The sequence below is a fragment of the Actinoplanes sp. NPDC051861 genome, assembly GCF_040681145.1.
In the GTDB taxonomy this organism is placed as follows: domain Bacteria; phylum Actinomycetota; class Actinomycetes; order Mycobacteriales; family Micromonosporaceae; genus Actinoplanes.
This window is the reverse complement of sequence record NZ_JBFAYE010000003.1, coordinates 153,874-178,190: the sequence shown is the minus strand read 5'-3', so window position 1 is coordinate 178,190 and position 24,317 is coordinate 153,874. Positions and strand designations below refer to the sequence as shown.

Here is a 24,317-nt window from a genome sequence, read left to right as displayed (position 1 = left end):
GGGAGCGTCACTCTGGCAGGCGCTGGACGCTGCGGGCGACGAGCACGGTCGCCACGCCAGTCAGCGCGGTAAGCGTGAGCAGTCCGGTGACCATGTGGATGTTGAAGCCGGTGCTGCCCTCCTCGATCTTGCCGACCAGCAGCACCGCGCCCCACACCACCGGCGGCGCGACCAGGCCGAACAGCACCCAGCGCACGTTCGCGGAGACCTTGACCAGCGGTGTCACGAGGCGGAACACGAGCTCGACCGCGATCGCGGCACCGGCCACCGTGAGAGCCGGCCACCACTCGTCCTCGGAGTCGAACATCAGGTGCATGAGCACGGCGATGATCGCGACCAGAATGCTGGGCAGGCCGATCGGGAGTGGCCAGCGGCGGCCGATCACGATGAACGGCAGGAGCAGCAGGATCGTGCTGAAGACGTACCCGTGGATCAGCTGCGCGTCGGGCGAGAAGATCGGCACCGGGCTCTCCCCACTGCCCAGGTGACGGAATCCGATCGACGACGCGTGCAGCGAGTAGATGTGCACGGGCAGCGCGGCGAACAGCGTCGAGACCGCGACCAGGAACCCGCCGCCGGCGGTCAGCCGGCTCTCGGGACCCGCGGCGAGCATCAGCGCCGGTCCCATGGCGACCAGCACCATGCCGAGGATGATGAACTCGTGGCTCGGGCTGACGAAGATCTCCATGTCCCGCTCGATGCCGAACACGTTGTGCCAGAGCGTGTCGACACCCCCGCCGACCAGGAGAAACGCCATGCCCGCCAGCGGGATGCGCAAGGCGTTCGGCAGGGCCAGCACCGATTGGTACGTGGGGACGCCAGGCAGTCTCGACCGCATGATCCAGAGCAGCGTGAACCCGGACGCGGCAATGCCCGAATACAGCACGCCGTGCCACGGAGTCCAGAAGGTCTCCAGCTCCGGAGTGGTGGCATGAGCGTACGCGTCCAACTGCAACCCGATGACCAACCACGCACTGGCGACCAGCAGCACCCAGCGCTCGCGCGCGGTGAACGACACAGCTCCGGTCTGAGCGGGCTGTGTCCGTTCCACGGACGTCGTCACGATTGGCACCTCTCTGATCGTTCCTGGCGTCGGTAACCTACATCGCCCTTGTTACATGGTTCGATCAACCGTCGGGGATTTTGCGCCGTTTCACTCAGGCCGCCTCACGCTCAGCGCCCTACTCGCTCAGCTCTCGCCCGCTCAGCTCTCGCCCGCTCAGCGCGCCGGAGCCAGCACGATGTCGAACCGCGTCCGCGACCACGGCCCGTCGATCGCTCGGCCGTCCGGCCCCGGGCTCCCCGGCTCCTGCTCCTCGAAATCCTTGACGAGCGACTCCTTCACGCCGAAGACGCTGTCCCTCGCAAGGTAGTCGCACCCCCTGACAAAAATGTGCGTGACGAGCGTGTGCAGGCCGTCGGCGGAGACCATGAAGTGCAGGTGCGAGGCGCGCATCGGCGACCTGCCGGTCGCTTTGAGCAGGTCACCGACCGGGCCGTCATCCGGAATCGGGTACGGGGTCGGCCGCACCGCCCAGAACGAGTACCGCCCCGCCGAGTCGCTGAACAGATGCGCCCGAGCCGCCACCCGGTCGTCCGCGTACTGGACGTCGTAGAACCCGTCCTCGTCCGCCTCCCAGATCTCGATCCGCGCCCCGGCGACCGGCTCACCGTGGACGTCGCGAACCGTGCCCTCCACCCAGCACGGCTCCCCCGCCGCGCCACCGGCCAGATCCCCGCCGATCGGCACCTCCGGCGACCCCTCGACGAAGAACGGCCCGACAACCGTCGCCTCGGTGGCGTCCCCGACCGCCTCGTTGTTGACGGCGATCATCTGCATCGAGACACCGAGTACGTCGCTGAGCAGGATGAACTCCTGCCTCTTCCCGTCGGTGATGTGCCCGCACCGGGTCAGGAACCCGATCGCCGCCGCCCACTCCTCCTCGGTCAGCCGGGTCTCGCGGACGAACTCGTGCAGGTGCCGTGTCAGCGCACCGAGCAGTTCCCGCAGCCGCTCCGATTCGGCACCGGCGAACGACGCCACGACCTCCTCGACCAGCGCCCGCTCCCGCGCCGCCTGTTCGGAGTCGCTCATCGCCGGCCTCCCCACGTCATCGTTCCCGGAAAAGTGTCATACGCCTGGCCTAGTGTCGAGCCATGACCGAGCCGGTTGCCCACACCCTGGACGTTCCCGGTGCCGTCCTGCGCTATTACGTGCGCGAGCCGGCACAGCAAGCCGAAGGCAGGCCGATCCTCGTGCTGATCGGGTCACCGATGGACGCGGCCGGCTTCGTGACGCTGGCCGGGCACTTCACGGACCGGACCGTGGTGACCTACGACCCGCGCGGCACGGGCCGCAGCGACCGCACCGATCCCGCGCCGGAGTCGACACCCGAGCAGCACGCCGACGACGTCCGCCGGGTGATCGAGGCGGTCGGCGCCGGCCCGGTCGACCTCTTCGCCACCAGCGGCGGCGCCGTCAACGCGCTGGCCCTCGTCGCCGCCCACCCCGGCCTGCTCCGCGTCCTGGTCGCCCACGAACCACCCACCGTCGCCCTCCTCCCCGACCACGAGACCGCCGTCGCCGCCGTCCACGACATCCGCGCCCTCTACGAGCGCTCCGGCATCGGCCCCGCCATGGTCAAGTTCATCGAGATCACCTCCCTGAAGGGCCCGGTCCCCGCTGGCTTCGCCGACCAGCCCGGCCCCGACCCCGCCACCTTCGGCCTGCCCACCACCGACGACGGCTCCCGCAACGACGTCCTCCTGGGTCAGAACCTGGTGAGCTGCTGCCTCTACGAGCCCGACCTCCCCGCCCTGCGAGCCGCCTCCACCCGCATCGTCATCGCCGTCGGCGCGGAGTCGGAGGGCGAGGTCGCCCACCGATCGGGCCGCGCGGTCGCCGAACGCCTCGGCATCCCGGTGGCCGTCTACCCGAGCCACCACGCCGGGTTCCTGGGTGGGGAGTATGGACAGGAGGGAGAGCCCAAGGGGTTCGCAGTTGCTTTGCGCGGTGATCTCGAGGTCTGACGGTTCGCTGGTCTGGAGTTTGTTCGGGTCCGTTCCCGGGGCCGGGGGTGCGTGGGGGATGGCCGGCTCGCGGATCGGGCGAGGACGCCACCTCACGGTCCGTGCGGGGAACGGCTGCCAGCCGGTCTGCGCGGCGATGCGCCCGCGTTGCGGTCCGTGCGAGGACACCACCTCACGGTCCGTGCGGGAAACGCCCACCTTGCGCGCGAAGACGGCACGGCACGGCCGGCGCGGGAGACGCCGCAGCAAGCCCGCGCGGCCGGCGCGGGAGACGCCACCGCACGGCCGGCGCGGGGAGACGCCACCGCAAGCCCGCGCGGCCAGCGCGGGAGACGCCACCGCACGGCCAGCGCGGGGAGACGCCACCGCAAGCCCGCGCGGCCAGCGCGGGAGACGCCACCGCACGGCCAGCGCGGAGTGACGCCACCGCCGGCCCGCCCGGGGAGACGTCAGTGCACGGACGCCCGCCCCCGGGTCGCGCGGCGACGGTGGTCAGCGGGGCGGGCGGGTGAAGGTGGTTCGGAGGGATGGGACGAGGCCGCGGGGTAGGTACAGGACGCAGACGACCAGAAGTAGTGCGTAGACCGCGTAGGACAGGACGCTCGGGGCGTAGTCCGGCATGCCGGGTTGGGTGCCGAGGGTGTTGAGGATTTGGATGATCAGCACGATTACCGCGGCGCCGACCAGGGGGCCCGCGATGGTGCCGAGGCCGCCTACAACGGCCATGACCACGTATTCGATGGAGAGGAGTACCGGGAACGAGCCCGGGGCCAGATAACCCAGGTAAAAGGCGTATACACCGCCTGCCAGGCCGGCCAGGGCCGCGGAAAGGGCGAACACCGCCAGCCGGTAGCCGCCGATCGGGACGCCGCTCGCTGCCGCGGCCACCTCGCTTCCGCCGGCGGCGCGCAGGCCGCGGCCGGCGCGGGAGGAGACCACGTTGCGGGAGATCAGGACGGCCAGGAAGAGGACGGCGCAGGCGATGTAGGCGTAGCCGAGATCGTCCCGCAACTCGAAGCCGGCGATGGAGAACCGGGGGATGCCCTGGAGGCCGATCGCGCCGCCCGCCCAGTCCGCCTGGGCCAGTACCGACAGGAGGATCAACTGGACCGCGAGTGTGGCGAACGCCAGGTGATGGCCCCGCAGGCGCAGCAGGGGCGCACCGAGAAGGACGGCCGCCACCGCGGCGATCACGGGTGCTGCGACCAGTCCCAGGACCGGTGGGGTTCCGTGCACGGCCAGCAGTCCGGCCGAGTACGCGCCGATCGCGTAGAAGGACGCCTGGCCCAGCGAGACCTGTCCGGCGTACCCCATCAGCAGGGAAACACCGACGGTGACCGTCGCAGCGAGGGTGAGCAGCACGAACGTCGCGAGATGGCGCTCCGGCAGAAGTGGTGGGAGTGCCAGGGTCGCCGCCGCCGCGATGAGCAGGGCCCAGCGTCTCATCGGGCGGCCTCCAGGACCGGGCCCGTGCGGGCGGCCTGGATGATCATGACGGTGAGCATCAGCACGAGGGCTACCTCCACCTGATAGGCGCCCCCGCCGTAGCCGGCGACGAGGGTTTGCGCGACTCCCAGCAGGAGGCCGCCGGCCAGCGCGACGACCGGGCGGCTCAGCCCGCCGAGGACCGCCGCCGCGAAGCCGTTGACGATCAGCGCCACGTCGCTGTCGAACGTCACCTGCTGCACGGGCGTCGTCAGCACGCCCGCGAGCCCGCCCAGAGCACCACCGAGAGTGAACGCCAGCAGTCCCATCCGGCGCACATCGATGCCGACGACCTGGGCCGCATAGCGGTTGGAGGCGCAGGCGGAGAGGGCTTTTCCGAGGTCCGTGCGGGTGAAGAACCACGCGAGGCCGGCGAAGACGGGCACCGTGACGGCGATTATCAGCAGGTAGTGGGCCTGAAGCCGGGCACCTGCCAACGAGGCCACGCCGGGCACGCCCGGGTAGGAGCGTGGTTGATCTCCCCAGATCAAAATCTCTACAGCGTACGCAAAAACGCCCAACCCCAGCGTCACGATGAGTGATGTCCCGGGGGTGGTACCGGGTCTCCCGATCGCGATGACGCCCACTACGAGACCGGCCACCGCCCCGAGTGCCACCCCGCCGAGTTCCGCCACCCCGTGCGGCAGCCCCGCCCCCAGCAACGACGAGGTGAGCATGGCCGCCAGCACCGCGAACGAGCCCTGCGCGAAGTTGACCACCCGCGTGACCCGGTAGATCGCCACGAGCCCGCTCGCGACCAGCGCGAACCCCGCCCCCAGCCCGAGCCCGGTGATCAGATAACCGAGGAGGTCGCTCACGGGTTCACCGCCACGTGCCCGCCGAGATAGGCCGCCGCGACGCGCGAGTCCCGGGCCAGCTCCGACGCCGGCCCGCTCAGGGCGACCCGTCCCGCCTCCAGCACATACGCCCGTTCACACAGCTCAAGAGCCAGCCGCGCGTTCTGCTCGATCAACAGCACCGCCAGTCCCCGCGACGCGTGCAGCTCGCGCAGATGCTCCACCAGCACCTCCACGATCAGCGGCGCCAGTCCCAGGCTGAGTTCGTCGATCACCAGGACGTCCGGCCGTCCCATCAGCGCGCGACCGATGGCGACCATCTGCTGCTGCCCACCGGACAGCGCGCCGGCCCGCCGCCCCCGCAGCGGCCCGAGATCCGGCAACAGCTCGTAGATCGCTCCGGTGTCCCGCCCTTTCCGCCCGTTGCGCCACCCGCCGAGCCGCAGGTTGTCGTCGACGGTGAGATCACCGAACATCTCCCGCCCTTCCGGCACCTGCGCCAGCCGCCCCCGGACGTCGACCGTGCCGGACTCCGCCCGAACCAAACCGGACAGCGCCTTCACGAGCGTCGACTTCCCCGCCCCGTTCGCCCCGATCAGCGCGACGAGCTCTCCCTCCCCCACGAACAGGGAGACCCCGTCGAGCGCGGTGGCACCCGAGTACCGAACCGTCAGCTCGGACACCTCCACGACCGCGCTCACCCGCCGGCCCCTTCCGGACCGGCGGACCCACCCGGAGCGGAGGCAGAAGTGGGAGCGGCGGCGCCGCCGAGATAGGCGGCGATCACCCGTGGATCCGCCCGCACCTCCGCCGCCGTTCCCTCGGCGATCACCCGGCCCAGATCAAGGACGGTCACCCGATCGGCCAGTCGCATCACGAACCCCACGTCGTGCTCGACCAGCAGCATCGTCAGCCCCTCCGCGCGCAGCTCCCCGATCAGCGCCGCCAGCCGCTCGCGCTCCCCCGCCCGCAACCCCGACGCCGGCTCGTCCAGGAGCAGCAGCCGAGGTTGCCCACACAACGCCCTGGCCAGCTGCAACGCGCGCTGCTGGCCGAGCGGCAACGCCTCGGCGGGCCGGTCAGCCCAGTCCGCGATGCCGACCCTCTCCAGGCACTCCAGCGCCCGGGAACGGATCAGTCTCTCCTCTCGGAAGTGGGCGGGCAGCCGCAGCGCGCCGGTCACGAAGCCGGCGCGCGTGGTGGCGTGCGCGCCGACCATCACGTTGTCCAGAGCGGTCATCCCGGGGAAGATCCGGGCCGCCTGGAAGACCACGCCGACGCCCAGGCGGGCCCGGCGGTGCGCGGCGAGGCGGTCGATGCGGACGTCGTCGAGGTGCACGCTGCCCGCGTGCGGGGCCAGCTGGCCGCCGATCAGGGCGAAGAGCGTGGATTTGCCGGCGCCGTTGGGCCCGATCACGGCGCGCAACTCACCCTTCGGGACGGTCAAATTCACCTTGTGTACGGCGAAAACGCCCCCGAATGCCCGGGACACCCCGTCGACGGCCAGCATCACTTGAACTTCGCCAGGGAGAAGTCCGTGGGGACGAACTTGCCACCCTCGATCGTGTTGATCGAGATGAAGTCGGTGGTGAGTCCGGAGTGGTCGGTGGCCGAGTACTTGTAGGTCCCGTTGGGTGTGGTCAGTGTCAGCCCCTCCAGGCTGTCGCGGACCTTCGCCCGGTCGGTGCCGCCGGCCTTCTCGATCGCGGCCGCCAGCAGTTTCACGCCGCTCCATCCGTCCTGGGCGAACTGGGGCGGCGGGTACCCGTACTTCTGGGTGAAGGCGGTGGTCAGCTCGTCGACCGCGGTCTTCAGTTCGCCGGCGGGCAGGTGTTCGCCGACCACGCCGACCGAGCTGGCGATGACCGCGCCCTCGGCGGCCGGCCCGGCCGGGTCCAGGAACAGCTTGCTGGCCTGGGCACCGGTGAGCATCAGCGGGATGTCCAGGCCGGACACCGCGTACTGCTTGGTGAGGGCGACAGCGGGCGCTCCGGTGGCCCACACCATCAGGGCCTGCGCGTCGGAGGAGCGCACGTGGGTGAACACGGCGCCGAACTCGGTGGCCGTGGTCTGGAACTCCTCGATCGGGTCGACGGTCACCCCGTACTGCCCGGCCTTGGCCTGCAGGCCCTTCGCACCGGCGACCGCGTAGCTGCTCTTGGTGTCGTACGCGAGCGCGACCTTCGTCAGTTTGCTCGCCTGGAAGTACTGCAGGGCGGCCTCGGCGTAGGTGCCGGACAGTGCCGGGACCACGAAGACGTACGGATGAACGGGTTTGACCTGCTCGTCGGCGGGGGTGAGCGAGATGTAGGGAATCTCCTCCCGGTCGACGAGCGGCACGGTGGCCAGCGCCGAGTTGCTGAACGGTGAGCCGATGATCGCGTCGGAGTCGCCCTTGAGCTCGTTGAAGGCCAGCACGGCCTGGTCGGGAAGGCTCTTGTCGTCGCGGACGGTCAGCTCGATCGTCCGGCCGCCGATGCCGCCGGCGCTGTTGATCCTGTCGACGGCGAGGGCGACGGACTTCTGGTTCTCGGTGCCGAGCGGTGAGTAGTTGCCGGTGAGCGAGACGATCTGCCCGATCCGGATGGGTTCGCTCTGATCAGTGCCGCCGCTGCTGTCGTCCCCGCAGGCGGCGGTCGTTATCGCGAGGGTGAGTGTCAGGAACAGGAGCCCGGTTCTGCGCACGATTTCCCCTCCTCAGCAGATTACCGAGGCGTTACAGAACATCGAAGTTAGGCGTTCTCTACACAGCCGTCAACAAGTTGCCTAACATTATCCGCATGCCGAACGACGCGTTACGCCCGCAGACGCTGATGCTCATGCTGTTCGGGGATTTCGTGCTGGACCGCGGCGTCTGCCTCTTCTCGGGCAGCGCGATCGACGCCCTGGACCGGCTCGGCATCTCCTCGCACGCCACCCGGTCCACGCTGGCCCGCATGGTCAACCGGGGTCTGCTGCGCCGGCAGAGGCACGGCCGGAAGATGTACTTCGGGCTGACCGCCCGCTCGACCGCGATCCTGCACGACGGCCGGGCCCGGATCTGGGAGACCGGCGCGGTCAACGACCGGTGGGACGGCAGCTGGACGCTGCTCTGCTTCTCGCTGCCGGAGTCGTGGCAGCGGCAACGGCACGACCTGCGCTCCCAGCTGGCGTGGGCCGGGTTCGGGCCGCTGCAGGGCGGTCTGTGGATCGCGCCGGGCGACGTGCCGGCCCAGGACATCGTCACCGGGCTGGGGCTGTCGGCGCACGCGCGGGTGTTCCACGCGCGCGCCGACGAGCTCACCGACATCGGCGGCATGGTGCGGGACGCGTACGATCTCGGCGCTCTCGCCGCCCACTACGAGGAGTTCCTGGCCCGCTGGGACGGCCCGGCGCCGCTCGCCGACCCGCTCGCCGCCCGCCTCAGCCTGATCACCGAGTGGCTCGGCGCGATCCGCCGCGACCCGCGCCTGCCGGTCGAGCACCTGCCACCCGGCTGGCCCGCCGTCCGCGCGCAGAAGTTGTTCCGGGAGCTGGAGGCGTCCTACCTGACGCCGTCCCGGGAGATCGCCGACGGCCTGCTCGACCTGCGACCGGACGAGCAGGCGGCCTGACCCCGGTCAGCGCGCGGCGGCGAGCTGCTCCTCGAGGTGGAAGACCTGGTCGAGCACGAGCATCCCCTCGTCCGGGCGGGCCTCGCCGAGCGTGGGGAAGAACTCGGCCATCGCGGCCTGCCAGCGCGCGTTCACCTCGGTGCGGGCCATCGCCTCCTGCGCCGCGGCGAAGTCGTCGGTCTCCAGCGTGCCGACCAGCAGCCCGTCGCCGCGCAGGAAGAGCCGGTAGTTCCGCCAGCCGGTCGCGGCGAGCGCCGCCAGCATCTCGGGCCAGACGGCGGCGTGCGCCTCCCGGTAGGCATCGAGCTTCGCCGGGTCGACCTGAAGCGTGAAACAGACGTGGGTCATGCGGCCATGCTACTTTATTTCGCATGCGAAATAGCAGGATCCAGATACCGGTGGAGGGCGGCGGCGTCGTCGCCGGGACCCTGTGGGAGCCGGCGGGCGAGCCGCACGCCGCGCTCGTCATCCATCCGGCGACGGCGACACCCGAGCGGTTCTACGCGAATTTCGCGAGCTTCCTGGCGGAGAACGGGATCGCCACGGTCACCTACGACTACCGGGGCACCGGCGGCTCCGGCTCGCCGCGCGCCCACCGCCACCTCGGCATGCGCGACTGGATGGAGGGTGACGTCCCGGCCGTCGCCGGCTGGGCCGCCGAGCGCTTCCCCGGCGTGCCGCACCTGGCGATCGGGCACAGCCTGGGCGGGCACGCGCTGTCCCTGGGCAACGGCACCGCCGGGCTGGCCGGCTTCCTGCTGCTCGCCTCGCACGCCGGCACGGTCAAGGCGATTCCGGACCGGGCCGAGCGGTTCCGGGTCCGGCTCATGCTGCACCTGCTCGGGCCCGCGCTCGGTGCGGCCCTCGGTTACGTCCCGGCCCGCCGCCTGGGCCTGGGCGAGGACATCCCGGCCGCGGCCATGAACCAGTGGGGCGGGTGGGCACGGCTGCCGCGCTACTTCTTCGACGACCCGGCGATGCGGGCGAGCGAGCGGGCGGCCAGGGTCACCCAGCCGGTCCTCGCGCTCGGCTTCTCCGACGACCCGTGGGCCACGCCGGCGCAGATCGACATGCTGACGGGTCACCTCACCGCGGCCACTGTGGAGCGGCGGACCTACACCCCCGCCGACGGCGGCGTGGCCAGGATCGGGCACCACGGATTCCTTCGGAGTGGCGTACGCGAAACGCTCTGGCCGGAAGTGGTCACCTGGCTGAGCAAGCGGGCCCAAGGGTGAGGCTCGTCTTCGCCCTGCTGAGCGCGGAGCGCTCGATCCGCCGCTGGATCGACGCCCGCGCCGGCGACTCGGGCATCGGTGCCGCGGGCGCGGGCGTGCTCTTCCACCTGGCCGCGCACGACGACGCTCTGGTCGGCGACGTCACGGCGGCTCTCGGCGCGTCGGCCTCCGGGGTGAGCGGGCTGATCAGCCGCCTGGAGAAGGGCGGATTCGTAGTGAAGTCACCGGATCCGGCCGACGCCCGCGCGGTCCGGCTGAGGCTGACACCGCTCGGTCACGAGGCCGTGGCCACCGCCCGCGTCGTGGTCCGCGACCTCAACGCCCACCTGACGGACGGCTTCACGGAGGAGGAGTTGCGCACCGTCGAGCGGTGGCTCGTTCACGCCGGGACCATATGACTGGTCACACGTTCTTCCCTTCCGGCGCTGGGCATATCAAGGTGGTTCGTGGGTGCCCCCGGATCGTCAGGAGTGGGACATGCGTCATCGTGTGGTCGTCGTGGGAGCCGGTTTCGGCGGGCTCTTCGCCATCAAGGCACTGCGCCGGGCGGAGGTCGACATCACCCTGATCAACGGGACCGCGTACCACCTGTTCCAGCCGCTGCTCTACCAGGTCGCCACCGGCATCCTGTCCGAGGGCGAGATCGCGCCGCCGATCCGCGAGGTGCTCAAACGCCAGAAGAACGTGGACGTGCGGCTCGGCTGGGTGACCGACGTCGATGTCGAGGCGAAGGTCGTGTCGGTCGCCGGGCCGGGCATCGACTACACCGTGGAGTACGACACGCTGATCGTCGCCGCCGGCGCCTCCCAGTCGTATTTCGGCAACGACGAGTTCGCCGACCACGCGCCGGGCATGAAGAGCGTCGACGACGCCCTGGAGCTGCGCGCCCGGATCTTCGGCGCGTTCGAGGTGGCCGACCTGCACAGCGACCCGGAGACGATCGAGCGCTGGCTCACGTTCGTGGTGGTCGGCGCGGGCCCGACGGGCACCGAGATGGCCGGGCAGATCGCCGAGCTGGCGCACCGGACCCTGCCGGGGCAGTACAGGCGCATCGACCCGCACCAGGCGCGGATCATCCTGGTCGACGCGGTCGGCGCGGTGCTCAACACGTTCGGCGACCGGCTCTCCGCCCGCGCCGAGAAGCAGCTCGCGAAGATCGGCGTCGAGGTCAAGGTGAACACCAAGGTGGTCGGCGTCGACGCGACCGGCATCGAGGTGGAGTCGCCGGAGGGCCGCGAGCGGATCGGCTCGATGACCAAGGTGTGGGCGGCCGGCGTGGCCGCTCCCCCGCTGGCGCGGAAGCTGGCCGACGCGACCGGCACCAAGACCGACCGGGCCGGCCGGATCCAGGTGGAGAAGGACACCTCGCTGCCCGGCCACCCGGAGATCTTCGTGCTCGGCGACATGATGAACCTGGCCGACCAGGACGGCCGGCCGCTGCCCGGTGTGGCGCAGGTCGCGATTCAGAGCGGGCGGCACGCCGCCGACCAGATCAAGCGCCGGCTCGGCGGTAAGGAGACCGGGCAGCCGTTCCGGTACTTCGACAAGGGCAGCCTGGCCACGATCTCCCGGTTCTCGGCGGTGGCGAGCATCGGCAAACTGCACCTGTCCGGCTTCCCGGCCTGGGTGGTGTGGGTGGCGGTGCACCTTTTCTACCTGGTCGGTTTCAAGAACCGGGTGACCGCGGTGCTGCACTGGGCGGTCAGCTTCCTGGGCCGAGGGCGCTCCGAACGGGTGGCCACCCAGCAGCAGGCGTTCGCCCGTCAGGCGATCCGGGCCTACGGCGACCCGTTCCGGCGAGCAGCGGACGAGACGAGCGGTGGATCAGGACAGCCCGTCCGGTGATGATCGGGCCAGGTAGCGTGTAGCGGCCCACGGAGGTTCTGAGAAAGGCCCGCTTTGCTACCGGTCACCACCCCAGTCGTTCCCCGCCAGCGGACCATGGCGCCGGTCTTCCACGAGCTGACGCTCTTCCACGGCAGCATGGGTGCCGGCAAGTCGACGCTGGCGCTGCAGAACGCGTACAACCGGCGGCAGGCGGGACGGCCCGGCGTCCTGCTGACCAGCATGGACCGCGCGGGAGCCGGGGTGCTGTCGTCGCGGCTGGGTGTGATGGCCGACGCCATCGAGGTGATCGACGCGACCGACCTGGTCGCGCTGATCGCCTCGGAGGTGCCGGCGGGCGGGTTCGTCATCGTCGACGAGGCGCAGTTCCTCAACATCGAGCAGGTCGAGCAGCTGGCCTGGGCGGTCGACGAGCTCTGTGTCGACGTGGACTGCTACGCGATCGCGACCGACTTCCGGTCGCAGCTGTTCCCGGGTTCGCAGCGGCTGTTCGAGCTGGCCGACCACACCGTGTCGCTGCAGGTCGAGGTGACCTGCTGGTGCGGCCGGCCGGGCCGGCAGAACGCGCGGATCGAGGACGGCACGGTGGCCCGGTTCGGCGCTCAGGTCGCGGTCGGCGACATCGGGGACACGGCGGCCGAGGTGACCTACCGGGTGCTGTGCCGCCGGCACTGGCGTGAGGGCGACCCCGGCCCGGATCAGGGATAGATCATCCAGGCGCGCAGGTCGCCCTGCGGGTCGAAGAGGTAGCCGCCGTCACCGTACGCGTGTGCCGCCGGGTCCACGTTCGTGAAGATCGGCTGGGTGAGACCCCAGTAGTGGTCGGTGGCGGTGGCGGAACCCTTGCCGACGTGGACGTACACGGCACCGTCCGCGGGCACCACGGTCCCGGCCGGGAACGTGTAGCGGCGCAGGCCGGAGTCGCGTACCCACCAGCCGGCCAGCGAGACGGCGCTCGCCGACGGATTGGTGATCTGGAACCACTCGCCGTTGAGGTTCTGCTGATCGACGCCGTCCGGGTCGTAGTTGACCCGCAGGGTCAGGCCGGCCGTCTGGGCCGGGCCCACGCCGCAGGTGTCGGTGTCGTAGAGCGCCCGCTTCTCCCGCGCGGCCTGCTGCGCGGCGGCCCGGTACGCCTCGTCCCAGGCCCACTCCCCGGCGAACGGCAGCCACAGTGCGTGACCCCGGCGTACCAGGTCGAGCCCGATGTCCTGCCACCTGCCATTGATCTTGACGGCCACCGAGCGGAGCGGCCGGTCCCCGCTCCGGCTGGCCGCGCTGATCGAGGTGATCCGCACGGTGCCGCCACCGGCCTTGACCAGCTGCTCGACCCGCGCCGTCGCCGCCAGCGCGTGACAGTCGCCGCGCCGGTTCGCCGGCTTCGGTGAGTACTTCGACTGCTCCATGGCCTGGATGCCGAGCACTCGGATCGACTTGAGCTCCGTGGTGCCGTCACCGGCGAGGTCGACGCGCAGCGTGTCACCGTCGGCGACCCAGGACACCTTCCCGGTCCAGACCTGGCAGCGCGGGCTGCCCGCGGTCGCCGAGCAGGCGGCGGTGGCGGCCTGCGCCGGGGCGGCGAGTCCGGTCAGTGAGAGCACGGCGGCCGTGGCTGCGGTGACGAGGCGGCGGAACATGCCGCGCCGATCGGCAGTGACCTGGGCCGACGTGAGGGAAACAGAGACGTTTCCCGGTCCTGAGTTTGTTAGCTAGGCTAAGGAGCCGGCGGAAGGACGCACGCATGCGCAGAGCCCCGAAAGCGGGCATCTCCCCCGATCGCTCGAAGAGTTGGCTACGGCGCGCCTGGCCGCTCGTCCGCGCCCACCGGGCGCTGCTGATCACGTCGCTCACGCTGAGCTTCATCGGGCTGATCGTCCAGGTGCAGATCCCCGACCTGGTCCGCGTCGGCATCGACGAGGCGCTCGTGGCCCGCACCGAACCTCTCGCGAAGTACGTGTGGCTGATCGCCGTCCTCGCCGTCGTCCAGGGCGTGATCAACCTGCTGGCCCGGCTCTACCTTCTGCGTACGGCCTACGAGATGGAGTACGACCTACGCAACATTGTCTTCGCCCATCTGATGCGGATGCCGTACGCCTTCTACGACCGCGTCCAGTCCGGTGAACTGCTCTCCCGCGCCACCTCCGACATCCGGGCCGTGCAGATGTACCTGGCGTTCGGCCCGTCGATCCTGGTCCAGTGCACGATCGCCGGCATCGCGTTCGCCCTGATGCTCTCGATCAACGCGCCACTCGCCGTCGTGGCCATGGCGACCATGCCGGTGATCGCGTTCCTCGGCGTCCGGATGCGCAAGGCGATCTTCCCGGTCTCGTGGCTGATCCAGGCCCGCCTGGCGGGCGTCGCCACCGTGGTCGACGAGAACATCCAGGGGGTACGGATCGTCAAGTCGTTCGCGGCCGAGCAGCAGCAGGTGAACGCCCTGGCCCGGGCCGCCGACCGGGTCCGGTGGGCGTACGCCACCGACGCCCGGATCCGCAGCCGGTGGATGCCGGTGATGGACAACCTGCCGCGGCTCGGGCTCGCGCTGGTCCTGCTCCTGGGCGGCCTGATGGTGCTCGACGGGGAGGCGACGGTCGGCACGATCGTGGCGTTCAACTCCTACGTGCTCATGCTCCAGCCGCCGTTCCGGATGCTCGGCATGATCATCATGATGGGCCAGCGGGCGGCAGCGTCCGCGCACCGCGTCTACGACATCCTGGACAGAGCCCCGGAGATCCTGGATCCGGAGAATCCCGTTACGCCGGAGAAAAGGGGCGACATCAGCTTCGAAGCGGTGCACTTCGCCTACCCGGACGGAACCCCCGCCCTCGACAGTCTGGACCTGCATGTCCGAGCCGGCGAGACGGTCGCCCTCGTCGGCTCCACCGGCAGCGGAAAATCCACGATCGCCCGGCTGGCCGCGCGCTTCTACGACACCGGCGCCGGGCGGGTGCTGCTCGACGGCGTCGACGTGCGCGACTACCCCCTGGAGACCCTGCGGGACCGCGTCGGGATCGTGCCGGACGAGCCGTTCCTGTTCTCCGTCTCCCTGCACGAGAACATCGCTTTCGGTCATCCGGCGGCGACCCGCGAGGAGGTGGTCACCGCAGCGGTCGCCGCGGGCGCGCACGAGTTCATCCAGGACCTCCCCGAGGGGTACGACACGGTCGTCGGCGAACGCGGCTACACCCTCTCCGGCGGGCAGCGGCAGCGGGTGGCGATCGCCCGAGCGCTGCTGGTCAACCCGCCGGTGCTGATCCTCGACGACGCCACGAGCGCGGTCGACGTACGCGTCGAGCACGAGATCCACGAGGCCCTGCGCGGCCTGATGACGGGCCGCACCACGATCATGGTCGCGCACCGGCTCGCGACCATCGGCCTCGCCGACCGCGTCGTCCTGATCGAGAACGGGCGCGTGGTGGCCGACGGCACCCACGAAAGTCTGCTCGCCGGCGAGCCGCGATACGCCCGGGTTCTGGCGGCGGGGGTGAACGCGTGAGCATGTTCGGCGGCGGCTTCGGCGGTCCGGGCGGCGGGCCCGGGTCCGGGGCGATCGGCGGGATGGGCGGCACCGGCGCGAAACGGCAGGGCGGCACCCCGTTCACCGGCGTCCCCGCGGAACTCGTCGCCGGCGTGGCCCGGCTCGAGGCCACCGAACCGGTGCACCCCGCGCCCGGCGAGCCCTTCACCCAGCAGCCGGACCGGGCGCGGCTCACCCTCTGGTCGCTGCTCTCCGGGCGGCCCGGCGTCCTGGCCGCGGCGGCGTTCGCGGTGCTCGTCGAGGCGCTGCTGCTGCAGTCCGGGCCGTACCTCGTCCAGATCGGCATCGACCACGGGATCATGGCGCGCGACGTGGCCGTACTGGTCGGTGCGGCGGTCGCGTTCCTGCTCTCGGTCGGGCTCACCGCGCTCGCCTCCGGTGTGCGCATCCGGGCCAGTGGGCGGCTGGCCGCGTACTCCACCCGCGACCTGCGCGTCCGCGTCTTCGCCCACCTGCAACGGCTGAGCCTGGACTTCTACACCAACGAGAAGGCCGGGGTCACGATGACCCGGATGACCTCGGACATCGAGGCGCTGCAGCACCTGCTCCAGGAGGGTTTCGCCCAGTTCCTCATCCACGGCCTGACCATGGTCGTGGTCACCGCGGTGCTGGTGCACTACAGCGCCACCCTCGCCGCGATCACCCTGCTGCTGGTCGTGCCGCCGCTGCTGCTGCTCACCCTCTGGTTCCGGCGCGCGGCCGACGTCGGCTACAACCGGCAGCGCGACACGATCGCCGCGCTCTTCTCGCACCTCACCGAGAGCCTCTACGGCGTCCGGGTGATCACCGCGCACAACCGCCAGGACCGCAACGTGATCGAGCACCGCGAGGTGGTGGGCGGTTACCGCGACGCCAACGACCACACCGGGAAGATCAACGCGATCTACGGTCCCGGCACCTCGGTGATCGGCCTGCTCGGGCTCGCCGCACTGCTGCTGATCGGCGGGCGGATGGTGCTGCGCGGCACCCTCACGATCGGTGAGCTGACCGCTTTTGTTCTCTACCTCAACGCGTTCTTCCAGCCGGTCCAGCAGCTCGTCCAGCTCTACACCAACTATCAGCAGGCCCGCGCCGCGCTCGGCAAACTGCGTGGCCTGCTGGCCACCAGACCGGGGGTCCGGGAGAGGCCCGGGGCCATCACCCTGCCGCCGGCCAGCGGTGCCATCGAGCTTCAAAGGACCTTTTTCGCGTACGATAAAGAGCGTTTGATCTTGAAAGATGTGAGTCTGGAGATCTCACCCGGCGAAACGATCGCGTGCGTGGGGCCGACCGGTGCCGGAAAGTCGACACTGGCCAAGCTGGTCGCCCGGCTGTATGACCCGGACAGCGGTCGCGTTCTGATCGACGGCCACGACCTGCGCGACGTCACGCTCGACTCGCTGCACCGCCAGATCGGCGTGGTCCCGCAGGAGCCGTTCCTGTTCGCCGGCACCCTTCGCGACAACATCGCGTTCGCCCGCCCGGACGCCACCGACGACGAGGTCTGGAAAGCCGTCGACGCGGTCGGCCTGCGCGACCTGGTCGAGCGCTCCCCCGCCGGCCTGCACGCGACCCTGCACGAGCGTGGCCAGTCGGTTTCCTCCGGCGAGCGACAGCTGATCGCCCTGGCCCGCGTGTTCGTGGCCGAGCCCCGAGTGGTCGTGCTCGACGAGGCCACCTCCAGCCTCGACCTGCGCTCCGAACTCCGCGTCGAGGCTGCCGTTCAGCGCCTCCTCGAAGGCCGCACCGCGATCCTGGTCGCCCACCGCCTCTCCACCGCCCGCCGCGCCGACCGCGTGATCGTCGTCGACGACGGCACCATCGTCGAGTCCGGCAGCCATCACGAACTGATCGCACTCAATGGCCGTTATGCCACCATGTACGCGACTTGGGAATCGACGACACTTCCTTGACCGTCCACCCCGGACACACCGAGACTCGACGGCGGGCGCCCTCCGACCACTCTTCGATGGATTCCGGGGGCAATGCATGGGTAATGGCATCGGCGGTTACGACCTGACCAGCCGGTATGACCGAATTATCTCCTTCGATTTCGACCACAGCGGCCACATGGATCACCTGGCGGTGTACCGGCCGGGTACCGGGATCTTCTGGATTCTGCGCAACGTCGGTGGTCCGCACCAGTTCGCGGCGGTCTACCGGTCGACCTCGGGAATCGGCGGGCATTCCTTCACCGACCCACGCGACAAAGTGTTCGCGTTCGACTACGACCACAGCGGATTACTGGATCACCTCGTCGTCTACCGCCCCGGCACCGGGCTGATCTCCGTTCTGCGCAACAGCAACGGTGTGTTCTCACCGGTCTTTCAGAGCAACGGCGGCGGCATCGGCACCTTCGACCTGCGCGACGACCGGGACGAGGCGTTCGCGTTCGACTACGACCACAGCCGCAAGCTCGACCACATCGTGATCTACCGTCCCGGCACCGGCACGATCTGGATCCTGAAGAACGCCGACGGCAAATTCACCCCCGTCTACCAGCAGGGCGACCCCGGCAGCGGCATCGGTGGCTACGACCTGCGGCGCGACAACGACCGTGTCATCGCCTTCGACTTCCTGCGCATCAGCCGCCAGGACCACCTCCTGCTGTACCGCCCGGGCACCGGCACCGTCTGGATCCTCAAGAACAAGGACGGCGTCTTCAGCCCCGTCTATCAGGGCGGCGGGATCGGTGGATACGACCTGGCCAGCGTGCGGGATCGGCTCTACGCCATCGATTTCGACTTCAACGGCAATATGGACCATGTACTGGCGAACCGGCTCGGCGAGGACACGCTCTGGGTTCTCGCGCACTCCGCCGAGAGATGGTTCTCTCCGGTCTATCAGACCAGCGAGTCCGTGCATGGGATCGGCGGGCACCCGCTGGGCCCGGGCGCCGACTACTTCACCCCCTTCACCTTCAGACCCAATCGACGACGCGATCACCTGGTCGCCTATCGGACGCACTCCGACGGCTCGTCCCTGGCGCCGGAGACACACATCATTCGCCCTTCCGGGCGCGGCTTCGAAACCGTCTACACGCGGCGCGAGCTGACCGCGGTGCCGTACCTGCTGGGCTACGAGGACCTCGCCGCTGCCGGGGCCCAGGTCAGCGTCGCGAACCTCGTACCGGGCAAAGGCTTCTCCGACATACAGGTCGGCGCCCGGATCGTCGGCCAGGTGCCGGAGCCGGGCGCCATGGTCCCCACCGGCACATCTGTCGACATCACCCTCGCCGTCGCTTGACATTTATTTCAGGAGCACAAATGAGCATGAGCATCGGCGGTTACGACGTCGTCGACTCGCGTGACCAGATCTTCTCCTTCGACTACGACCACAGCGGCAAGATGGATCACCTGGTGCTGTACCGGCCAGGCACCGGACTGTTCTCGATCATGCGGAACATCGGTGGCCTGCACCAGTTCGCGGCGGTCTACCAGTCCACGTCGGGAATCGGCGGCTACGAGTTCAACGACAACCGCGACCGGGCGTTCGCCTTCGACTACGAGCACACCGGCAAACTCGACCACCTCGTCGTCTATCGCCCCGGCACCGCGACCATCTCGGTCCTGCGCAACAAGAACGGCATGTTCGCGCCGGTCTTCCAGAGCAACGGCGGAGGCATCGGCGGCTACGACCTGCGGGACAACCGCGATCAGGCCTTCGCGTTCGACTACGACCGCAGCGGCAAGCAGGACCACATCGTCATCTACCGTCCCGGCACCGGCGCCATCTACATCCTGAAGAACGTCAACGGGAAGTTCACCGCCGTCTACGCGCAGGGCGCCCCCGGCGGCGGCATCGGCACCTACGACCTGCGCGACGACCGGGACCGGGTGGTGCCGTTCGACTTCCTGCACAGCGGCCGGCTCGACCACCTCCTGCTGTACCGGCCGGGCGTCAGCACCATCCACATCCTGAAGAACGACAACGGCACGTTCTACCCCGTGTACCAGGGCGGCGGGATCGGCACGTACGACCTGGCCGACAAGCGGGACCGCGTCTACACGTTCGACTACGACCGCACCGGCAAGCCGGACCACCTGCTGATCGTGCGCGCCGGCACCACGACGCTCTGGATCATCAAACACGACGGCGACAGGTTCACGCCGGTCTTCCAGGCCGGCGGCGCGACCGCCGCAATCGGCGGCCATCCGATCGGGCCCGACGGCGACCAGTTCGCCGACTTCGACTTCGAACACAGCGGCAAACGCGACCACCTCGTCGCCTACCGCATGACCGCCTCCCAGACCTGGGTCGGCAAAGCGGGCGACACGCCGCCACCACCGCCACCGGCGCCGTGCACCCACGTCATCGGGCGCTCCGGGAGCGACTTCGTCACCGTCTACGTCTCCCGCCAGCTGACCCGGGTGCCCTACCTGATCGGCTACGACGACATGTCCGGAGCCAACCTCACGCTCCGCACCGCCAACCTCGAGCCAGGCAAGGGCTTCACCATCGCCCAGCCCGGCTCCCGCATCACCGGCCAACTCCCCGCCCCCGGCACCGTCGTACCCGCCGGCACCACAGTCGACATAACCGTCACCCTCTGACCCTCCACCGCCCCTTGAGCCGCCGGGCCGTTGTCCGGCCCGCCATGGGCACCGAAACCGGTCACCACCGGCACCCACCCCCAAGATCCCGAGGGAGCGGCAATCATGGGCGGTGGAGCCGGGCAGGGGCGGCACCCATGCCCAAGATCCCAGACGGCGTGGCGATCTTGGGCGCCGGAACCGACCGACGGCACCCGGGCCCAAGATCCCAGGCGGAGCGGCAATCATGGGCGGTGGAGCCGGGGAGGGGCCGTCGCCACGCCCAACGTCGCGAGACGCCCCCAAGCACTTCCAAGATCTTGGGCGTTTGAGCCACCCCTGAGCGGTCGGTGCGCCCAACGTCGTGACGCCTCCCGAGCACCCGAGAGCTTCCAAGATCTTGGACGTTTGAGCCACCCCTGAGCGGTCGGTGCGCCCAACGTCGTGACGCCTCCCGAGCGCCCGAGAGCTTCCGAGATCTTGGGCGTTTGCGCCGCTTCGGGGCGCCGCTTCGGGGCGGTTTCGGCGCCCAAGATCCTGAGAAGCTCCGCGAGCTCCTGACCCGCAGCGATGCAACGATCTCTTGACTGCGAGCGGGGCGGCACCCCACGCCCAAGATCCCGGAGAGCGTGGCGTTCTTGGGCTGTGGAGCCGGGCGGGGGCGGCTCGGGCGCCCACGATCTGCGGACGACGGTGGCGACGTGGACACTGGTGTCAGCTGTCAGCGGCGGGACGTGACACGGAACCGCTGCGAGCGGGGGCGGGTGCGGGCGCGGAGGCGGGCGGCGATGTGTGGCCGGCGCGTCAGAGGCGGTCCAGGATCAGGGTGTGGATCGCGTCGAGGAGGTCTTCCTCCTTCTCGGTGTGTGCGGTCACCGTGACGGCCGCGCGCTGGGACGGGTCGATGACGGCGAGCTGGCCGTAGAGGCCGTGTGCCCGGTAACGGCCGGCGCGATCGAGCCAGACGCCGAGGCCGTAGCCGTGGGGGTTCGGCGCGTGCATCGACCGGACGTAGGCGGCCGGGATCAGCCGGCGGCCCTCCCACGAGCCTTCCTGGAGCAGGAGCTGGGAGAAGCGGGCCAGTTCCGAGGTCTTCAGGAAGAGGTCGCTCTCGGCGAAGGGGTAACCCAGCGGGCACGTGTGCCACGCGGGATTGTGCAGGTCGAGTGGGGCGAACAGGCGCGGCAGCAGGTAGGCGCGCAGGTCCGAGCCGGTGGCGCGGGCGATCGCGCGGCCGACGGCATAGGGGCCCGAGCCGGTGTAGGCGAACGTCTCGCCCGGGGCCGCGACCAGGGGTGCCGCGACGATCTCGCGGAGGAGGTCGGCTGCCTCGATGCGCTCGTTGGCGAACCAGCGGTGGCTCGTGCCGCTGGTCATGTCCAGCAGGTGCCGCAGTGTCACCCGCTCGAAGCCGTCGGCGGCGATCGGGCGCAACTCCGGCAGGTGGTCGAGGAGGGGGTCGTCGAGGGACAGGCGGCCCTCGGCCTGCGCCAGACCGGCGGCGACCGCGGTGAAGGTCTTGGCCACCGAGTACAGGTTCACGCGGTCGTCCGAGCGGAACCGGTGTGTCACCGGCTCGTGCCCCTCGCGGTACAGGTGAACGCCGTAGACGCCGAGATCGGCGCGGAGGAAGTCGGAAAGGGCCATCCCGGGACAATACGCGGCGGGCCGCGCCCGAAGGCGCGGCCCGTCACAGATCTACGAGGCGGACCAGAACAGTGCGCGGGCGTACTGCGCGTACAGGCCCTTCGGGTGTGCCCGGAACAGCGGCTCCGTGCCGAACAGCACCACGTTGCCGCCGCCGGCGGTGGTTCCGGAGACGACCGCGGCCTGGCCGGCGGCCTGGGCCGGGCCGTTGGTGCCGGCGTCGTTCGGCAGCCAGTGGCCGGCCACCAGAGCGCCGTACCTCTGCTCGACCGTGAACCCGCTGCCGGTGAACCAGAGCGGTGAATAGATGAACGAGTGTGGCAGCGAACCGGCACCCACGACCGGTCCGACGTTGTTGACGGTCACCACTCCGTTGGCGTCACCGCGCCCGGCGACCGCGGTGGCCGGGAGCAGCGCAGCCGCCGCGTTGAAGGCCGCACCGGTGGCGCCGCGGGTGACCACGCCGCCGCCCCTCGCGAGGTAGGCGTCGACCGTGGCGCGGCCGGTCGCGTTGAGACCGGAGTAGGAGAGCCCGGACGAGACGAGCAGCGTCTCGACGTCGGACAGGTCGGCACCGGCGTTCAGGGTCGCCGTCGAGACGGTCCGGACGGCGAAACCCATCTCCTTGAGCGCGAACAGCTCGTCGGCTGCCACGGCCGCGGCGATCACGGGCTGGTCGAAGACGTCACCCTTGGTGCCGCGGGGCGCTGCGGTGAAACGTACGCCCAAGGTCTTTGCCACCGCAGCGGCCTCGCCTCGCGCATCGGCCGGAACCACGACGGTGGCCGCGGCCGTCCGCCGGAGCTTGATCCCCTGGGCGAGCAGCTCGTTGACCGCACGCACATCGTTGCCGTCGCGCAGAGTGAGAAGCAGATCCCTGCCTCGCGGCGCGTCGACGGAGCCGGTGGCGGCGGCCCTGGTCACCGGAACGCTGAGGACCCGCGGCGCCGCATAGCGGCTGGCGTCCACCTGGGCGCCCCACAGCAGGCCGTGGCTCCATCCGGAAATATCATACATTTGGGGTACGAGATTCGAAATGTCGCGGCCGGCCTCCAACAGCGAGTTGGCGAGACCGCGCTTCGGCTGGTGCATGTCCAGGACGTAGTCGCCGGCGTCGTAACGCTTGCCGTTGACCGTGAAGTCGTGCACCGCCCGCTTGACCCGGACGTCGTGGTCGATCAGGTGGTTGACCAGGCGGGCGGCGGCGGGCGTGCCGTCCGGGATCACGTAGGCGCGGGGGAACGTGGTCGAGTAGCGGTCCTCCGGCCCGAAGCCGGGCACGAAACCGTCCGGGATGGTCGGCGACGGCTCCCCGGCCCAGCCGCGACGGAACTGCTCGATCTGACCGGCCAGCAGCGAGGCGCGGTTCGTGTCCGAGTACGTCAGCGCGGCCTCGATCGTCGCCTCGGCCACGTCGGTGTTGATCCCGGACCGGCGGCGCAGCTCCTCGACCGGCAGGCTGTTGTACGCGGCGTTGTTGACCTGCAGCGGGATCTCCACGGTGTGGCCGATCGCGCCCTGGTACATCGCGTACATCGGGGTGAAGATCGGCGGCCAGTCGTCCCAGTCTCCGGGAGCGTAATCCCGGAACGGGATGTCGGCGCGGGTCGTCTCCGGGTAGCCGAGTCGCTGGATCGCCGCCTCCATGCCCTCCGCGTTCGGCAGCGCGTGCTTGATGTACAGGTCGTACTCGTAGTTCTGCCCGTGCGGCGGCGTGGCCGGCTCGATCAGAGTGGTGCCGGTGTAGCCGTGCTCGTCGAGCATCACGTACGGCTGAGTGTTGATCACGACGTCGCGCACCGCCCGGGACTCGGGCTGCGAGCTGGTGGCGTGGTCACGGTTGATGTCGAAGCCGGCGCCGTTGGCCCGGGTGCCCGCGACGCGGCCGTCGGGGTTGTTGGTGACGGTCACGTACACCCGGCTGCGCTTGAGGAAGTCCCCGGTCGCGGCGTCGGTCGCGGTGGCGAGGCGCTCGATGACCCGCAGCGAGCCGTCGGTGCCCTCCCACTCGTTGCCGTGAATGTTGGCGTTGATCCAGACCGGGGTCTTGTAGCTCTTCTTGAGCGTTTTGTCCCTGTCTGCTGCTTTCGGATCGTTCTCGATCAGCTCGCGCCAGCGGTCCTGCTTGGCGGCGTCCGAGGCCGACTCCGGCGCGGTCACCGTCACCAGGTAGAGGTCGCGGCCTCCGGCCGACTTCCCGATGACCTCCGCGGACACGCGATTCGAGGCCTGCTGCAGCGCGTTCAGCTTCGGGGCGATTTCATGGTACGGAATGAGCCCGAGCTTGATGCTCCGGTCATCCGGGTTGACGGGCCAGACCGGCAGTGTCGTCTGCCGCGGATAGCCTCGGTGTTTCGGCTGCCACCGGCTCGTCCCCGTGGCGGCGTCGGCGCTCAGCCTGCTCGCCGACAGCAGGCTCGCCGTCTCGACAGCGGCTGTCTCATGGCGTTCCGGTCCGTTGCCGAAGTCCCGGGTCGACGGGTCACCGGCTGGCGCCGCCCCCGCGGGTCCGGTCAACAGGGCGGTGGCCAGCAGGGCGGTGCCTAATCCGGCCAACGTTCGTGACAAGTCCACAAAGCACCTCCGTTGGGATGCCTCGACCCTCTCCGGACCCACGGCCGATGCGCAATGATCTA

21 protein-coding genes are annotated in these 24,317 nt (G+C 70.1%); 10 read left to right on the top strand and 11 right to left on the bottom strand.

The genetic code is table 11. The features are described from left to right. Nucleotides 1–7: 7 nt before the first annotated feature. Both AB0M02_RS11715 and AB0M02_RS11710 read right to left on the bottom strand, forming a co-directional pair. Complete coding sequence (locus AB0M02_RS11715; protein WP_364224852.1) at nt 8–1,063, bottom strand: hypothetical protein; 1,056 nt, start codon at nt 1,061–1,063, stop codon at nt 8–10. Between the two features lie 156 nt (nt 1,064–1,219). Further along, complete coding sequence (locus AB0M02_RS11710) at nt 1,220–2,095, bottom strand: dioxygenase (protein WP_364224850.1); 876 nt, start codon at nt 2,093–2,095, stop codon at nt 1,220–1,222. Between the two features lie 62 nt (nt 2,096–2,157). On the opposite strand from AB0M02_RS11710, the gene AB0M02_RS11705 reads away from it, so the two are divergent. Beyond that, nucleotides 2,158–3,030, top strand: coding sequence for an alpha/beta hydrolase (locus AB0M02_RS11705; RefSeq protein ID WP_364224848.1), 873 nt, complete (start codon nt 2,158–2,160; stop codon nt 3,028–3,030). 492 nt (nt 3,031–3,522) lie between these two features. Here the strand turns inward: AB0M02_RS11705 and AB0M02_RS11700 are convergent, their stop codons facing one another. Genes AB0M02_RS11700 through AB0M02_RS11680 form a run of 5 tightly spaced genes read right to left on the bottom strand, consistent with a single transcriptional unit; the run spans nt 3,523 to nt 7,997 of the window. Beyond that, complete coding sequence (locus AB0M02_RS11700) at nt 3,523–4,476, bottom strand: branched-chain amino acid ABC transporter permease (protein WP_364224846.1); 954 nt, start codon at nt 4,474–4,476, stop codon at nt 3,523–3,525. Next, a complete protein-coding gene (locus AB0M02_RS11695; RefSeq protein WP_364224844.1) occupies nt 4,473–5,333 on the bottom strand; it encodes a branched-chain amino acid ABC transporter permease in 861 nt (286 codons plus the stop codon). The genes AB0M02_RS11700 and AB0M02_RS11695 overlap by 4 nt, the downstream gene beginning before the upstream one ends. After that, nucleotides 5,330–6,013 (bottom strand): ABC transporter ATP-binding protein, encoded by a 684-nt coding sequence (locus AB0M02_RS11690; RefSeq protein ID WP_364224842.1) that lies wholly within the window; start codon nt 6,011–6,013, stop codon nt 5,330–5,332. Before AB0M02_RS11690 ends, AB0M02_RS11695 begins: the two co-directional genes overlap by 4 nt. Continuing rightward, the gene (locus AB0M02_RS11685; protein ID WP_364224840.1) at nt 6,010–6,822 is read right to left on the bottom strand and encodes an ABC transporter ATP-binding protein; all 813 of its coding nucleotides are present in this window, start codon (nt 6,820–6,822) and stop codon (nt 6,010–6,012) included. The genes AB0M02_RS11690 and AB0M02_RS11685 overlap by 4 nt, the downstream gene beginning before the upstream one ends. After that, the gene (locus tag AB0M02_RS11680; protein ID WP_364224838.1) at nt 6,822–7,997 is read right to left on the bottom strand and encodes an ABC transporter substrate-binding protein; all 1,176 of its coding nucleotides are present in this window, start codon (nt 7,995–7,997) and stop codon (nt 6,822–6,824) included. Before AB0M02_RS11680 ends, AB0M02_RS11685 begins: the two co-directional genes overlap by 1 nt. Nucleotides 7,998–8,092: 95 nt before the next feature. On the opposite strand from AB0M02_RS11680, the gene AB0M02_RS11675 reads away from it, so the two are divergent. Continuing rightward, nucleotides 8,093–8,905: a PaaX family transcriptional regulator C-terminal domain-containing protein gene (locus tag AB0M02_RS11675; protein ID WP_364224836.1), complete on the top strand. Its 813-nt coding sequence runs from the start codon at nt 8,093–8,095 to the stop codon at nt 8,903–8,905. A 6-nt stretch (nt 8,906–8,911) separates the two neighbouring features. On the opposite strand, the gene AB0M02_RS11670 is transcribed toward AB0M02_RS11675, so the two are convergent. Further along, nucleotides 8,912–9,253, bottom strand: a complete 342-nt coding sequence (locus AB0M02_RS11670) for an L-rhamnose mutarotase (RefSeq protein ID WP_364224834.1) — start codon at nt 9,251–9,253, stop codon at nt 8,912–8,914. A 23-nt stretch (nt 9,254–9,276) separates the two neighbouring features. On the opposite strand from AB0M02_RS11670, the gene AB0M02_RS11665 reads away from it, so the two are divergent. The 4 genes from AB0M02_RS11665 to AB0M02_RS11650 all read left to right on the top strand — a co-directional run bounded on the left by AB0M02_RS11665 (nt 9,277) and on the right by AB0M02_RS11650 (nt 12,693). Continuing rightward, nucleotides 9,277–10,140 carry an alpha/beta hydrolase gene (locus tag AB0M02_RS11665; protein WP_364224832.1) on the top strand — a complete coding sequence of 288 codons (864 nt, stop codon included), beginning with the start codon at nt 9,277–9,279 and terminating at the stop codon, nt 10,138–10,140. Next, entirely contained in the window at nt 10,137–10,538 is a 402-nt protein-coding gene (locus AB0M02_RS11660) for a MarR family winged helix-turn-helix transcriptional regulator (protein WP_364224830.1), read from the top strand. The genes AB0M02_RS11665 and AB0M02_RS11660 overlap by 4 nt, the downstream gene beginning before the upstream one ends. Nucleotides 10,539–10,617: 79 nt before the next feature. Beyond that, nucleotides 10,618–11,985: an NAD(P)/FAD-dependent oxidoreductase gene (locus tag AB0M02_RS11655; RefSeq protein WP_364224828.1), complete on the top strand. Its 1,368-nt coding sequence runs from the start codon at nt 10,618–10,620 to the stop codon at nt 11,983–11,985. A 96-nt stretch (nt 11,986–12,081) separates the two neighbouring features. Continuing rightward, nucleotides 12,082–12,693 (top strand): thymidine kinase, encoded by a 612-nt coding sequence (locus AB0M02_RS11650; RefSeq protein WP_364224826.1) that lies wholly within the window; start codon nt 12,082–12,084, stop codon nt 12,691–12,693. On the opposite strand, the gene AB0M02_RS11645 is transcribed toward AB0M02_RS11650, so the two are convergent. Continuing rightward, nucleotides 12,684–13,622, bottom strand: a complete 939-nt coding sequence (locus AB0M02_RS11645) for a lamin tail domain-containing protein (RefSeq protein WP_364224824.1) — start codon at nt 13,620–13,622, stop codon at nt 12,684–12,686. The two genes, AB0M02_RS11650 and AB0M02_RS11645, sit on opposite strands and share 10 nt — an antisense overlap. Nucleotides 13,623–13,726: 104 nt before the next feature. Here AB0M02_RS11645 and AB0M02_RS11640 point away from each other — a divergent pair, with 104 nt between their 5' ends. The 4 genes from AB0M02_RS11640 to AB0M02_RS11625 all read left to right on the top strand — a co-directional run bounded on the left by AB0M02_RS11640 (nt 13,727) and on the right by AB0M02_RS11625 (nt 20,055). Continuing rightward, nucleotides 13,727–15,481: an ABC transporter ATP-binding protein gene (locus tag AB0M02_RS11640; RefSeq protein ID WP_364224822.1), complete on the top strand. Its 1,755-nt coding sequence runs from the start codon at nt 13,727–13,729 to the stop codon at nt 15,479–15,481. Between the two features lie 2 nt (nt 15,482–15,483). Further along, a complete protein-coding gene (locus AB0M02_RS11635; protein WP_364226044.1) occupies nt 15,484–17,415 on the top strand; it encodes an ABC transporter ATP-binding protein in 1,932 nt (643 codons plus the stop codon). Between the two features lie 76 nt (nt 17,416–17,491). Continuing rightward, nucleotides 17,492–18,748 (top strand): PASTA domain-containing protein, encoded by a 1,257-nt coding sequence (locus tag AB0M02_RS11630; protein ID WP_364224820.1) that lies wholly within the window; start codon nt 17,492–17,494, stop codon nt 18,746–18,748. Nucleotides 18,749–18,768: 20 nt separating this feature from the next. Next, complete coding sequence (locus AB0M02_RS11625) at nt 18,769–20,055, top strand: PASTA domain-containing protein (RefSeq protein WP_364224818.1); 1,287 nt, start codon at nt 18,769–18,771, stop codon at nt 20,053–20,055. 783 nt (nt 20,056–20,838) lie between these two features. On the opposite strand, the gene AB0M02_RS11620 is transcribed toward AB0M02_RS11625, so the two are convergent. Next, nucleotides 20,839–21,681, bottom strand: coding sequence for a serine hydrolase domain-containing protein (locus AB0M02_RS11620; RefSeq protein ID WP_364224816.1), 843 nt, complete (start codon nt 21,679–21,681; stop codon nt 20,839–20,841). 51 nt (nt 21,682–21,732) lie between these two features. After that, the gene (locus AB0M02_RS11615) at nt 21,733–24,255 is read right to left on the bottom strand and encodes a M14 family zinc carboxypeptidase (protein ID WP_364224814.1); all 2,523 of its coding nucleotides are present in this window, start codon (nt 24,253–24,255) and stop codon (nt 21,733–21,735) included. Between the last annotated feature and the right edge of the window lie 62 nt (nt 24,256–24,317).